A 12,861-nucleotide genomic window follows, 5' to 3' on the forward strand; every position below is an offset into this window, starting at 1 on the left:
AAAAAAATATGGGATTTACCCTGATTGAGCTAATCATTGTCGTCATGATTGTCGCTATTTTTGCGGCAATTGCGATTCCATCATATCAAGCTCAAATTCGCCGTGCAGATACCGCAGCAGTACAGCAGGAGTTATTAAAACTTGCTGGACAATTAGAAAGATATAAAAGCCAAAACTTTTCTTATCATGGTTTTGATCCTAAATATTTATATGGACAAACCTCAGCAATGAGTAGTTTGGATTTTCCAAGCAGTACCAATAAAAAGTACACGATTACTCTAGCTGATATTAGTGAAACAGGAGCTACTACTTTATTAGCGAGTAGTGCTGGATTAGGCCAAAGATGGGCGATTAGAGCAATACCAGAAACGGCAGGGTATGATGCTCTGTTAATTACCAGTACAGGGATTAAATGTAAATCTAAATATTTGGTGGCAAATGATCTAACTAATATCAATAATTATACGGGGTGTGCTACAAATGCTGAAAAATGGTAGTCATCAAGGATTTACATTAATTGAGCTGATGGTTGTGGTGGCAATCATTGCAATTTTGGCAGCAATTGCTTACCCATCTTATACCCAATATAAAATCCGTACTAATCGTACGGATGTACAAGCTGAGATGCTGCGTATTAATCAACGATTACAAAGCTATAAAGTCGTTAATCATAGTTTTAATAATGCTACTTTAGATAATGGTACAGCATTGCAAAATTATCCTTTAACAGGAACAGCTTTTTATACTGTAACTTTAGCTATTGATGCTGACAATCAGGGATATTTACTCAAAGCCACTCCAATTATTACTTCTATACAAAATGGTAATGGCGAGATTTGCGTAAATCAGGATCAGCAGCGCTCTTGGTCTAAAGGCGTAGCCTGCTCATCAATAAGCTTGTCAAATACATCAAATTGGGATGGGCGCTAATTTAAATTCAAAACTGCGGATAACTCAAAATTTAATCTTTCTTTCAGGGCAAAAATCACGTAGAATGTTGCCCTCTATGAAAGGGGTTTGAAGTGTTGCCGATGGTCGGCGCAGGGATAATCCGTAAGAATTATAAGGCTTTTATCATGGTTGTTATTCGTTTAGCACGTGGCGGCGCAAAAAAACGTCCATTCTATCAAATCGTTGTGACTGATAGCCGCAATGCACGTGATGGTCGTTTCATCGAGCGTATCGGTTTCTTTAACCCGACTGCACAAGGTCAAGCAGAAAAACTTCGTTTAGATGCAGACCGTTTTGCTCACTGGGTTTCTCAAGGTGCTCAACCTTCTGAACGTGTTGCTTCTTTAGCTGCTCAAGCTAAAAAAGCTACTGCATAATTTTTTGTAGTAGGTAACCCATGACATCGACACAGAATGTTCCCGAAGATCGTATTCAGATTGGACAGTTACGTTCAGCTTATGGATTGAATGGGTGGCTCTGGGTGTATTCAAATACAGAACCTATGAGCAACATGTTTGACTACCTGCCTTGGTACATTGAGACCAAGGCCGGTTGGCAAACAATAGATGTAAAACGTTGGAAACCACATGGCAAAGGCTTGGTTGTTGCTTTGAAAGGTGTGAGTGATCGCACTGGAGCAGAAAACTTGGTTGGCGCTAATATCTGGATTGCTAAGTCTCAACTGCCAAAAGCAGATGTAGATGAGTACTACTGGTCAGATTTAAAAGGCTTAACAGTGTTTGGTCTTGATGATGAAGAGCAGGAAGTAAACTTAGGTAAAATTCATGAATTGTTTGAAACTGGAGCCAATGATGTGATGGTGGTACATGCTACCCCAGACAGTATTGATTCAGAAGAACGCATGATTCCTTGGCATAAAGATGTAGTACAACGTGTTGATCTTGAAGCTGGTCGTATTTACGTCAATTGGGGCGTAGATTATTAATCCTTTTAGGATTAATACGGCAGGAAAATAGAGGAGTCTGTAATGTTTTTTGCAGTCATTACGCTTTTTCCTGAAATGTTTGAAGCGATTACAGCCTACGGCATCAGCGGACGTGCGGCAAAACGGGATATCGTACAAGTTACTTGTATTAACCCTCGTGATTTTGCTGAGGGAAACTACAGAAGAGTGGATGAACGTCCATTTGGTGGTGGCCCTGGGATGGTGATGATGGCTGAGCCTTTAGCGAAAGCAATAGCGCATGCCAAACAGCTTGCCTCACAAGCAGGACATGTTCATGTTCCTGTGGTGTATATGTCTCCACAAGGCAAAACTTTAAATGAACAGGCAGTACAGCAGTTTGTTGATTACGATGGCTTAATTGTACTGTGTGGACGTTATGAGGGAGTGGATGAACGTTTGATCCAGCATTATGTTGATCAGGAATGGTCAATTGGTGATTACGTTTTATCAGGTGGTGAATTGCCCGCTATGGTGTTACTTGACAGTATTATTCGCCGTTTGCCGAATGTAATGTCAGATGAACAGTCAGCAGTACAAGATTCTTTTGTTGATGGTCTTTTAGATTGTCCACAATATACAAAGCCAGACCATTTTGAGGGGCTGGATGTACCGGAAGTTTTAAAATCTGGACATCATGGCAATATCGAAAAGTGGCGTTTTGTGCAGCGGTATCAACGAACTTTAGAACGTCGACCAGAGTTGGCTGAAAAAGTAGAGTTGAATAAGCAGCAGAAAAAATGGCTAAAAGATGCTAAAGGGGATGGTGGTAATTCTTAACCGCTATTCTCGGGAACGAAAGTTCTGCAACAAAACGAGAAGCAATGCTTCGAGTTAAAGCATGATTCTATTTAATGAATAGTTTTATGTATATTCTAAGGCTCTTTATAGACATGTTGTCATAAAGGGAAAGATAAACGGGTTGATATGCGCTTTAGCCTCTATCCCCAGCGGAACCCCAGACCTCTTCTGACTCCGCACATATTGGAGATTCCACAATGAGTGGTAAACATCCTTTAGTTCAAATTATTGAAAATGCACAGTTAAAAACTGATATCCCTGCTTTTGCTCCTGGTGACACTGTTATTGTCCAAGTTAAAGTAAAAGAAGGTGAGCGTGAGCGTCTTCAGGCATTTGAAGGTGTTGTAATCGCGAAGAAAAACCGTGGTTTAAACTCTGCATTTACAGTTCGTAAAATTTCTAGCGGTGTTGGTGTTGAGCGTGTATTCCAAACTCACTCACCAGTTGTTGCTAAAATCGAAGTGAAACGTCGTGGTGACGTTCGTCGTGCTAAACTTTACTACCTCCGTGACTTGTCTGGTAAAGCTGCACGTATTCGTGAAAAATTACCAGCTCGTAAAGCGTAAGCTTATACCGAGTAAAAAAATGCGCCTTTTGGCGCATTTTTTTGTTTAAAAATTATAATCCTTGTAGCTTTAAACGGTTTGCGTGTTGACGGTAAACCGAGACAGGATCTGAGGCAAAAATAGAACGTATCCCCAGTACTTGATTGACTTCATCTAAATGATTCCAGTTGTAATCATCACGAATTGTTTTACCAAATTTGGCGCTGCATCGGGAAACTAGACCATCATTATCACCAAACGGATCGACTACTAGACTACTGCCTGTAAGGGCAATATCAAATGGATCTAATGGATTTGTTAAAGCTTTATTTCCTGAGAAAGAATACATATAAATGCCTTTGTCTTGATATGCCCCCTCACCACAAGAAGAAGTTGGTACACCCATAGGGAATTGAGCATTAAATTGAGCTGAACCTTTAGTTGATAAGCTATGGGCGCCTGCTAAAGAGTCATGCGGATAGCTTGTTGGATCCAGGCCTCCTGCCCAAGTAATTGCTGCTGAAAACCAGTTTACTAACGTTGCCAAGCCTGAAAGAGGAGTACCCTCAACGTTCAGAATGACATCTGCCATTGGTGAACCCTTATGAGGCGCACCAATCGTGGTAAGTGAGGCAACTTTTTCTGGCATGATACCGGCTACATAGCGAATTGTTGGACCCCCATGGCTATGACCGATTAAGTTGACTTTAGGCTTGCCAGTAATGGCAATAATCTCTTCTACTTGCTGTGCAAGTTGTTCCCCACGCACTTCTGTTGAGTTAAATGGCGAGACTCTTGTAGCCCAGACATTTCCTCCATTACGAGCAAGATCAGGAAGAATTTGGTACCAGTAATCGAGACCAAGTGTATCTGTTCCAACTCGGCTAAAGCCTGCCATACCGTGGTTAAAAACCATTGGATATTTTGTTTGTGCGTAAGATGAATATACGAACGAGCTTTTAACTTGTTCAGCATTTGTTGCATGGGCCGCTGAAATACTCAGTCCTGAGAGCATTGCAGCGTAGAAAAACATTAACTTCCTTTTCATTTTTTACTCACTATTTTTATTTTGTATGAAAAGCAGCTTTCTACTGCTAGTGAATGTTTAGCCAGTTCCCAAAAAAGGAAAGGCTTAGTAATTAAATGGCAGTTCACCTCCCTGATCATAGACCGTTTCAAAAGTTCGAAGTCTTAGTTGTTCTTGTGATGAGTTAAATTGTTGTTGGCGTAATTGTTGTATGGCTTGTTTTTTAGCACTATCACTCATATTGCTTTTAAGAATTTCATCTCTTCCACCCAGATAACTGTTAACCCTTTGTTGCCAAGCATTCCGCTCTGTATCTAAAGTTTCTAATCTTTGAGTCGCTTCGGCTCCCACAAGTGCTGTACGCATTTGCCGAAGTTCTTCTGCTGAACCCTTGCGAGCTTTAATTTGCTTGGTCAGTGTATGTAAATCATCAAGTTTAGAAAGTTCTTGCAGGTTTTGTTGCCAGTCTTCGGGAAGTTCTTCAAAACGTTCTTTAAGTTTTCGCGCTTTTTCAATTTCGCTTAAAGATGAGTCCTCAAGTATCTGCATTCGATCTAGCGTATAGTTCTGATAGATATCTTCGTTAGAGAAGAGTCCTTCAATTTCAGAGTTCGAAAAGAAGCGTTTTCTTATATCCTGAATTGAATTAAAGATCTTTTGAAAATAATTTTTATCTTGTTGTTTTGCTGACGGCGTTTGGATTTGAGCAAGTTGTTCACGATATTTTAAATAACGGGCCCATAAATCCATAATCTGTGAGCGTGCTGGTTCTAAATATTGTCCTTGAACAAATTTCCCAAAGTGATTTTTGATTTGTTCTAAATCATTTTCTCCATATTGGGTAATAAAATATTCAAAACAGTCGCGGGTTTGACTATTTACGACCAAATGTTGAGAACTATCAATTTTTAACTGGCAGTTAACTTCGGTGTCTTGCTGACTTTTACTGTGATACACATCTTCATTTAGCGATGAATGATCTGTCTGAGGAACCGATACTAAATTTTTAGCTTTATTTTCACTGATCTGAGCTGATGTGTTTTTTGAGTCAGGACTTAACCAATAGACACATGCAATGAGGCTCAAAATAAAAAATCCGAGCACGCACCACAATACCTTCTTCTGCATCCCTTGCATAAAGATATCTTCCTTAAGTTTTAATTTGTTGTTTTTTTACTCGATCATTAATGTGCCATAAAATAAGTGAAAAGGCACCTAAATATTGTGAAAATATCTTGCCGAATTTGCTAACATGTCGGCACTTTTTTCTAGCTTTGTGTTCCAATAAAAATGACGACAAAAAATCAAAAAATTTCTCGTCGCCATATTAGTGGTGTATTTCTATTAAATAAACCATTAGGGCTTAGTTCAAATGCGGCTTTGCAAAAAGTGCGTTGGTTATACCGCGCCCAAAAAGCAGGTCATACAGGAGCTTTAGACCCATTGGCGACAGGCTTACTTCCGATTTGTTTGGGAGAGGCCACCAAGTTCTCACACTATTTGTTGGACTCAACAAAGCGCTACCAAACCACCGTTCGATTGGGACAAACCACAACGACAGGTGATGTGGAAGGGGAAATTCTACAGGAGCGCTCTGTTCCTGTGCTCAGCCAAGAGCTTATTGAACAAGCCTTAGAAAAATTTAGAGGTGATATTCAACAAATTCCGCCAATGTACTCGGCTTTGAAAAAAGAAGGCAGGCCCTTATATGAGCTTGCCCGAAAAGGTATCGAGATTGAGCGTGAAGCACGTCCAATCACAATTTATGCCTTAGAGTTAATTGAATTTACTGAAAATAGTATCACTTTGGATGTAACTTGTTCTAAAGGAACATATATTCGTGTACTGGGCGAAGATATTGGTGAGGCACTTGGCTGTGGTGGGCATTTAACGATGCTAAACCGGACTCAAACAGGACATTTTGAGCTCATTCCGAGTTATACCATTGAATATCTGGAAAGCTTAACTGAAGAGCAAAGAGAAGCATTGTTACTTCCAGTTTATGCTCCGGTTGACCATTTCCTCAAAATTCAGGTGCCTGAAGGGCGTGAAAAATATTTTTGCAACGGTTTAGAAAGCAATATTGAGCATTCTGCAGAAGCAGAAGTTTTGGTTTTTTCGGGTGAGCGCTGTTTAGGCTTAGCTGAGATTACCGATAAAAAACGGTTGGTACCTAAGCGTATCTTAAATTTGTAGTAGATGTAGAGTATAGAGCATGGGCATGGAATGGGACGTTATCCTAAGTTTGATCTTTTTTGCGTTTACTGCGGGAGCAATTGATGCTGCTGTAGGTGGCGGTGGACTCATCCAGATTCCCGGGATCATGAGCACTTTTCCTAACATGTCGACTGCTACGGTGATTGGTACTAATAAAGTCTCATCCATTTTTGGTACGGCATCGGCAGCTTATACATTTGCTAAAAAAGTAAAATTGCAGTGGAAGCTTTTAGCAGTTATTGCCATTTGTGCTCTGATCAGCTCTTTTGCTGGGGCAGCTTGTTTATCGTTAATTCCTCAATCGGTATTACGTCCTTTCGTATTCGTAATGTTGATTGTGATTGCCGTTTATACGCTAGTTAAAAAGAACTTCGGACAGGTTCATACTGAACAAAAAACTACCAATAAAATGCTGATTTTGGCTGCTATTGGTAGTTTGGCGATCGGTTTTTATGACGGTATTTTTGGTCCGGGTACGGGCAGTTTCTTTATTTTCTTCTTTATTCGTTTTTTACAAGTCGATTTTTTACATGCTTCAGCTTTGTCAAAAATCGGTAACTTTATGACGAATTTAGCTGCTCTGAGCTTCTTAATTCCGACAGGTCACGCTATTTTGCACATTGGTTTAATGATGGCAGTTGCAAACGTACTTGGTTCTGTTGTTGGGGTACGTACCGCGCTTAAATACGGAAGTGGATTTGTTCGTATTATCTTTTTAATTTTGGTGAGTATTTTGATTTGCCGTTTGGGCTATCAAATGTTTGTTACGGGTTAAATAAGATTGAAAGTATGAGCTGTCCATAAAATGCAGTTCATACTTTTATGTATCATTTAAAGCTAGAAATATAAAAATCATTACAGAAGTTTACTAGAAAGAAAACTGTGTAAAAAATAGTCTCATTTTAAGCTACTTAAACATTATAAATTTCAACGTATGATAAACCTTGAAATAAAAAAGATTTTTTAGCTAAAAATGAGGAAGAGAATGAATATTTTCGAAGCATTAAGAGAAAGCCATGAAAATCAACGTAGCCTTTCTGAACAACTTATTCAGACACATGGTTTAACCGAAGAAAGAAAAGAATTATTTGATGCATTAAAAAATGAATTGTATGCCCACTCTGTTGCCGAAGACCGTTATTTATATATTCCTTTAATGTTTGATGATGTTGGTTTAGATATTACAAGACATGCTTTATCTGAGCATCATGAAATGGATGAGTTGGTCGAGCAGCTCGAAAAAACCGATATGAGTAGTCCAAGCTGGTTAGCAATCGCCAAACAGTTAAGTGAAACAGTCCATCACCATTTAAAAGAAGAAGAGCATAAATTTTTCCAACAAGCAGGAAAAATTCTTAAAGATAGTGAAAAAGAAACGCTGGGTAATAAATATTTAAAGGAATATAAAAAGTATAAAAAGCAGCAATAGTATTTAACTATGCTACTTTTTTAGTACTTCTTAAAGTCACCCCAATTGATGCCAACATTACACAAGCTAAAGCCACCCATTGCAGCATGCTGATTTCTTCGTGAAGTAATAAGAAACCCGTTAATGCTGCCAATGCTGGTGCTAAACTCGTTAGGGTGCCGTAAGTTAATTTAGTGAGTTGTTTGAGTGCCATTAAATCAAGTGCATATGGAATAGCGGTCGCTAAGACAGCAATAAGTAAAGCTTTACCCCAATACTGCGTTTCAAGTAATGCAGGAGCATTATGCCAGATGCCTATTGGTAGTAAGGTTAGGGCAGATAATCCAATCCCAATGGTTAAAGCATGCATTCCTATATTTTGGGTCACAACTTTCTGACCAAAATAAATATAGAAGGCCCAGCAAAATCCAGCACCTAGCGCGCAGGCGGCACCGATATAGGAAAAGTGGTGTTGTGTTGGGTCTTGCCAAGGAACCATGAGAGCAATACCTAACATCGCAAATGCCACCCAAATGTAGTCACTCTTTTGTTTAATCGAAAGTAGAGCTAGACCTAATGGACCAATAAACTCTAAGCCCACGGCAATCCCTTGAGGTAACTTTCCAAGCGACGTATAAAATAAAATATTCATGAGACCCAAAGATGCAGAGTACATCAATAAATCACGCCATTTTAAATAGGGTAAGCGCGACCAGATTTTCCATGAACGGAACATGATAGCAACAATAACCGTTGCAAAGCTCAACCTTAAAACTGTAACGGTCAGAGGATCTAATATGGAAATGAGCTGCTTAGCAAATGAAGCACTGATTTGATATGAGACCATCGACAGAATCATATAGAGCACAGCAATAATGGGAAGATTCTGCATGGAAATACCCTAGGGCCTCATCTAATAGGATTTAAAACTAATAATGGTTAATTATAGCGAATGCTATGTTTTAACTCGCAGATTTAGTCGATTTAACTTACTGTTTTTTCACGTTCCAGTCGTGCTTTTTGAGTAGTTATGGTACAACCGACGGAAGCTACAATAATTGTTGCAAGTGCTAACCATTGGTTCCATAACAAATATTCACCTAAAAAGATAAAGCCAGAGAGTGCAGCAACTGCGGGCTCTAGGCTCATCAATGTTCCGAAACTTAAGGGCGTTAAATTACGTAGAGCTAACATTTCTAAAGAAAAGGGTAATGCGCTGGCTAAAATTGCTAAACCAATAAAATAAAAAAGATAGGGAAGCTCTATAACTTGCCCTATTGAGCCTGAGAAAAAAGTAATGGGTAATAAGATGCATGCACCCACACTCATTCCTAAACACACAGTGTGATTGCCTGAAATACCTGAAGGTTTTTGACCAGCAATAATATAAAGTGCCCAACACGCGCCTGCGCTAACTGCAAATAATACTCCGATCCAATCTAGGCTATGTGCTTGAGTGAAAGGGAAAAGTAAAATTAAGCCAATAATTGCGAAACTTACCCAGACAAAATCATATTTTTGGCGTGCGTGATATAAGGCCACACTTAAGGGACCAATAAATTCAAAAGCAACGGCAATACCAATCGGTAATCGTTCAATCGACAGGTAAAAAAGAGCATTCATTCCTGCAAGAGCAAAGCCATAAGCTAAAATAGCTTTCCAGCGGACCTGACTAAAATTAATTCGCCAAATTCTAAAAATAAAGGCAAGAATAATTGCACCTAAGCATAAGCGCATTGCAGAAACGGTAAGGACAGGAAAGCTCTGGAACAGAAATTTAGCTAAAGATGCGCTGCTTTGTACGCTCAGCATAGCGAGAATAAGAAAACCCAACGCATGTAGCTGAGATTTCTGGTTCGAACTGGACATTTTATTATTTGATCGATTGGTATACTTTTCACATGATAATGTAAATGCCCATAAAAAAGCCACAGACAATGCTGTGGCTTTTAAATTTACAGTTCGTATTAGAACAATACGCGCACGCGAATTGTACCTTCAACTTCATGCAACATATCTAAAGCTTCGTGAGAAGCAGAAGCGTCAACGTCCATTACGAGGTAACCGATGTCACCTTTAGTCATGAGTGTTTGACCAGAAATGTTGATGCCTTGTTCAGCAAACAAATTGTTGATTTTAGACAATACGCCCGGTACGTTTTTGTGGATGTGCAATAAACGGTGTTGACCAGCAGTCAATGGTAATGCGATTTCTGGGAAGTTCACCGCAGAAAGCGTCATACCCTTGTCAGAGTAAGCAACAAATTTCTCTGCAACTTCTAAACCGATGTTTGCTTGCGCTTCCATGGTTGAACCACCAACGTGAGGAGTCAAAATCACATTGTCTAAGCCACGAAGTGGAGAAACAAACTCTTCGCCATTTGCTTTTGGTTCTTTAGGGAATACGTCAACCGCTGCACCAGCAATATGACCAGATTTGATTGCATCTGCTAAATCTTCAATCACTACACATGTACCACGTGCAGCATTTAGGAAGATTGCGCCTTCTTTCATTTTTGCAAATTGTGCTTTAGTGAAGAAGTTACGTGTAGATGGAACATCAGGCACATGTAATGTAACGACATCAGCAGTCGCTAAGAGTTCGTCTAACGAACCAACTTGGCGAGCATTACCCATTGGTAATTTAGTTACTGCATCGTAATAAATTACATGCATACCTAAGCTTTCAGCAAGAACAGAAAGCTGAGAACCGATAGAACCGTAACCTACAATACCTAAAGTTTTGCCACGAGTTTCGAAAGAACCGACAGCAGACTTATCCCAACCACCACGATGACAAGCCGCCGATTTTTCAGGAACACGGCGAAGAAGAAGAATCGTTTGAGCAAGTACAAGTTCTGCAACCGAACGCGTATTTGAATACGGTGCGTTAAATACAGGAATACCACGTGCCATTGCTGCTTTAAGATCAACTTGGTTTGTTCCGATACAGAAACAGCCCACTGCGATCAATTTGTTTGCAGCTTCGAAAATTTCTTCAGTCAATTGGGTACGCGAACGAATACCAATAAAGTGAGCATCTTTAACAGCTTCTTTTAGCGCTTCGCCTTCAAGAGCAGTTTTACGATAGTCAATATTGGTGTAACCCGCAGCGTTTAGAGTATCGACTGCGTTTTGGTGAACGCCTTCTAACAAAAGGAAACGGATTTTATCTTTAGGTAGTGAAAGATGTTGGCTCATTACGGCTCCGCTACAAAGGCCAAATTTGGTGGCGCTATCATAACATAATGGTCGGTACTATAGATATTTCGTTTGCGCCATCGTCTTATGGCAATTTTATCTATATCTAATCACTTCTATTTATGGCTTGTGGGTAATTTAGAATATGTTTGGTATGGGATTTAAATGAGATTTTTCTCTGAAAGTCTTATAGAAAAGCATTTATTTACGTTAAACATGTTTTGTAGTGACAGTATCTCTATTCTGAACTTTATCGCTTGGGCTGTTGCATGTAGAATATAGGAGTTCCTTGAACATTATGGCTTTGCTCAGGTGAAAACCCTGAAAATATGAAGTCATAGTCCCACCATAGTTTACTTCTTGCTAGGTCTGCAAACGATGAATGCTCCAGTCGCTTTAACACCTGAGTTACTTACCCAATTAACAGCAATCGTCGGTGAAAACCGTATTAAAACCGATGCTGATAGTCTCGAAAACTGGGGTAAAGATCATACCAAGCATTTTAATCCGAACCCATCGGTCATCGTTTTTCCATCGACCACTGAACAAGTTCAGGCAGTTGTAAAGCTTGCGAACCAGTTTAATATTGCGATTACACCGTCAGGTGGTCGTACTGGTCTCTCTGCGGGCGCTGTAGCAACTAATGGTGAAATTGTCATTAGCATGGACAAAATGAACCAGATTCTTGAGTTCTTCCCAGCAGATCGTATGGTACGAGTACAAGCTGGTGTTGTGACTGAACAATTGCAAAATTATGCTGAAGAACAAGGGATGTATTATCCGGTTGACTTCGCATCAGCGGGTTCTAGCCAGATTGGCGGCAATATCGGTACCAATGCTGGCGGTATTAAAGTCATTAAATACGGCATGACACGTAATTGGGTGCTTGGTTTAACTGTTGTCACTGGTAAAGGTGATATTTTACGTTTAAACAAAGGCATGGTTAAAAATGCAACTGGTTATGCATTACAGCACTTATTTATTGGTGGTGAAGGTACATTAGGTTTAGTGACTGAAGCAGAAATTAAACTTGAGCGTCAACCGCAAAACTTACAAGTTTTAGTTTTAGGTGTTCCTGATTTTGATGCAGTAATGCCTGTACTACATGCTTTCCAAAAAGATATCGATTTAACTGCATTTGAGTTCTTTGGTGAGCTTGCAATGCAAAAAGTTTTAGATCATGGACATGTACAACGTCCATTTGAAACTCAATGTCCATTCTATGTATTACTTGAGTTTGAAGCACCATATGAGCCGATTCTCGATAAAGCAATGGAAATTTTCGAGCATTGTATGGAGCAGGGTTGGGTACTTGATGGTGTAATGAGCCAGAGCCTTGATCAAGTAGAAAGCTTGTGGCGTTTACGCGAAGATATTTCTGAATCAATCGCGCCGTTCACTCCATATAAAAATGATATTTCAGTATTAATTACTCACGTACCTGCATTTATTCGTGAGATTGATGCAATTGTTCAAGAGAACTATCCTGACTTTGAAATTTGCTGGTTCGGTCATATTGGTGACGGTAACTTGCACTTGAATATTTTAAAACCTGAAAACTTAACCAAAGATGAGTTCTTTGCGAAGTGTCAGGTTGTGAATAAATATGTGTTTGATACCGTGAAAAAATATGATGGTTCAATCTCTGCCGAGCATGGCGTAGGCATGACGAAAAAACCGTATTTGGAATATTCACGTTCGCCTGAAGAAATTGAATATATGAAAGCGTTGAAGAAAGTATTTGACCC

Annotated in this window: 15 protein-coding genes; 10 read left to right on the forward strand and 5 right to left on the reverse strand. The window is 39.6% G+C overall.

Annotation, left to right across the window (positions count from 1 at the left end):
• The 6 genes from NL42_RS00545 to rplS all read left to right on the forward strand — a co-directional run.
• The coding region (locus NL42_RS00545; RefSeq protein ID WP_461311399.1) for a type IV pilin protein at positions 1-497 on the forward strand (497 nt) is incomplete at its 5' end.
• Positions 481-930, forward strand: a complete 450-nt coding sequence (locus tag NL42_RS00550; RefSeq protein WP_461311400.1) for a type IV pilin protein — start codon at positions 481-483, stop codon at positions 928-930. The genes NL42_RS00545 and NL42_RS00550, both read left to right, overlap by 17 nt.
• A 146-nt stretch (positions 931-1,076) precedes the next feature.
• On the forward strand, positions 1,077-1,328 hold the full coding sequence (gene rpsP / locus NL42_RS00555; RefSeq protein ID WP_000260334.1) for a 30S ribosomal protein S16: 252 nt from the start codon (positions 1,077-1,079) through the stop codon (positions 1,326-1,328).
• Positions 1,329-1,348: 20 nt separating this feature from the next.
• On the forward strand, positions 1,349-1,897 hold the full coding sequence (rimM, locus tag NL42_RS00560) for a ribosome maturation factor RimM (protein ID WP_009392005.1): 549 nt from the start codon (positions 1,349-1,351) through the stop codon (positions 1,895-1,897).
• 42 nt (positions 1,898-1,939) lie between these two features.
• Positions 1,940-2,695: a tRNA (guanosine(37)-N1)-methyltransferase TrmD gene (gene trmD, locus NL42_RS00565; RefSeq protein WP_461311401.1), complete on the forward strand. Its 756-nt coding sequence runs from the start codon at positions 1,940-1,942 to the stop codon at positions 2,693-2,695.
• Between the two features lie 218 nt (positions 2,696-2,913).
• Positions 2,914-3,282 carry a 50S ribosomal protein L19 gene (gene rplS, locus NL42_RS00570; RefSeq protein WP_016140014.1) on the forward strand — a complete coding sequence of 123 codons (369 nt, stop codon included), beginning with the start codon at positions 2,914-2,916 and terminating at the stop codon, positions 3,280-3,282.
• Between the two features lie 52 nt (positions 3,283-3,334).
• Here rplS and NL42_RS00575 read toward each other — a convergent pair whose 3' ends face one another.
• Together NL42_RS00575 and NL42_RS00580 are read right to left on the reverse strand one after the other, a co-directional pair.
• Positions 3,335-4,276 (reverse strand): lipase family alpha/beta hydrolase, encoded by a 942-nt coding sequence (locus NL42_RS00575; RefSeq protein WP_461311408.1) that lies wholly within the window; start codon positions 4,274-4,276, stop codon positions 3,335-3,337.
• Between the two features lie 117 nt (positions 4,277-4,393).
• On the reverse strand, positions 4,394-5,425 hold the full coding sequence (locus NL42_RS00580; RefSeq protein WP_461311402.1) for a lipase secretion chaperone: 1,032 nt from the start codon (positions 5,423-5,425) through the stop codon (positions 4,394-4,396).
• A gap of 153 nt (positions 5,426-5,578) precedes the next feature.
• Here NL42_RS00580 and truB point away from each other — a divergent pair, with 153 nt between their 5' ends.
• The 3 genes from truB to NL42_RS00595 all read left to right on the forward strand — a co-directional run bounded on the left by truB (position 5,579) and on the right by NL42_RS00595 (position 7,934).
• Entirely contained in the window at positions 5,579-6,484 is a 906-nt protein-coding gene (gene truB, locus NL42_RS00585) for a tRNA pseudouridine(55) synthase TruB (protein WP_461311403.1), read from the forward strand.
• A gap of 19 nt (positions 6,485-6,503) precedes the next feature.
• Complete coding sequence (locus NL42_RS00590; RefSeq protein ID WP_461311404.1) at positions 6,504-7,280, forward strand: sulfite exporter TauE/SafE family protein; 777 nt, start codon at positions 6,504-6,506, stop codon at positions 7,278-7,280.
• A gap of 210 nt (positions 7,281-7,490) precedes the next feature.
• Entirely contained in the window at positions 7,491-7,934 is a 444-nt protein-coding gene (locus NL42_RS00595) for a hemerythrin domain-containing protein (RefSeq protein ID WP_016140019.1), read from the forward strand.
• Positions 7,935-7,941: 7 nt separating this feature from the next.
• On the opposite strand, the gene NL42_RS00600 is transcribed toward NL42_RS00595, so the two are convergent.
• The 3 genes from NL42_RS00600 to serA form a co-directional block, all read right to left on the reverse strand.
• Positions 7,942-8,805: an EamA family transporter gene (locus tag NL42_RS00600; RefSeq protein ID WP_461311405.1), complete on the reverse strand. Its 864-nt coding sequence runs from the start codon at positions 8,803-8,805 to the stop codon at positions 7,942-7,944.
• A 92-nt stretch (positions 8,806-8,897) separates the two neighbouring features.
• Complete coding sequence (locus NL42_RS00605) at positions 8,898-9,782, reverse strand: EamA family transporter (protein ID WP_461311406.1); 885 nt, start codon at positions 9,780-9,782, stop codon at positions 8,898-8,900.
• Positions 9,783-9,880: 98 nt separating this feature from the next.
• Entirely contained in the window at positions 9,881-11,113 is a 1,233-nt protein-coding gene (serA, locus tag NL42_RS00610; RefSeq protein WP_016140022.1) for a phosphoglycerate dehydrogenase, read from the reverse strand.
• A gap of 378 nt (positions 11,114-11,491) precedes the next feature.
• Here serA and NL42_RS00615 point away from each other — a divergent pair.
• Positions 11,492-12,861: FAD-binding oxidoreductase (locus tag NL42_RS00615; RefSeq protein ID WP_461311407.1), on the forward strand; the 1,370-nt coding region annotated here is incomplete at its 3' end.

Source organism: Acinetobacter sp. GN11 (assembly GCF_054823985.1).

Coding starts and splice junctions, on each gene's coding strand:
- NL42_RS00550 (WP_461311400.1), top strand. CDS start 481: ATGCTGAAAAATGGTAGTCATCAAGGATTTACATTAATTGAGCTGATG.
- rpsP (WP_000260334.1), top strand. CDS start 1,077: ATGGTTGTTATTCGTTTAGCACGTGGCGGCGCAAAAAAACGTCCATTC.
- rimM (WP_009392005.1), top strand. CDS start 1,349: ATGACATCGACACAGAATGTTCCCGAAGATCGTATTCAGATTGGACAG.
- trmD (WP_461311401.1), top strand. CDS start 1,940: ATGTTTTTTGCAGTCATTACGCTTTTTCCTGAAATGTTTGAAGCGATT.
- rplS (WP_016140014.1), top strand. CDS start 2,914: ATGAGTGGTAAACATCCTTTAGTTCAAATTATTGAAAATGCACAGTTA.
- NL42_RS00575 (WP_461311408.1), bottom strand. CDS start 4,276: ATGCTCTCAGGACTGAGTATTTCAGCGGCCCATGCAACAAATGCTGAA.
- NL42_RS00580 (WP_461311402.1), bottom strand. CDS start 5,425: ATGCAAGGGATGCAGAAGAAGGTATTGTGGTGCGTGCTCGGATTTTTT.
- truB (WP_461311403.1), top strand. CDS start 5,579: ATGACGACAAAAAATCAAAAAATTTCTCGTCGCCATATTAGTGGTGTA.
- NL42_RS00590 (WP_461311404.1), top strand. CDS start 6,504: ATGGGCATGGAATGGGACGTTATCCTAAGTTTGATCTTTTTTGCGTTT.
- NL42_RS00595 (WP_016140019.1), top strand. CDS start 7,491: ATGAATATTTTCGAAGCATTAAGAGAAAGCCATGAAAATCAACGTAGC.
- NL42_RS00600 (WP_461311405.1), bottom strand. CDS start 8,805: ATGCAGAATCTTCCCATTATTGCTGTGCTCTATATGATTCTGTCGATG.
- NL42_RS00605 (WP_461311406.1), bottom strand. CDS start 9,782: ATGTCCAGTTCGAACCAGAAATCTCAGCTACATGCGTTGGGTTTTCTT.
- serA (WP_016140022.1), bottom strand. CDS start 11,113: ATGAGCCAACATCTTTCACTACCTAAAGATAAAATCCGTTTCCTTTTG.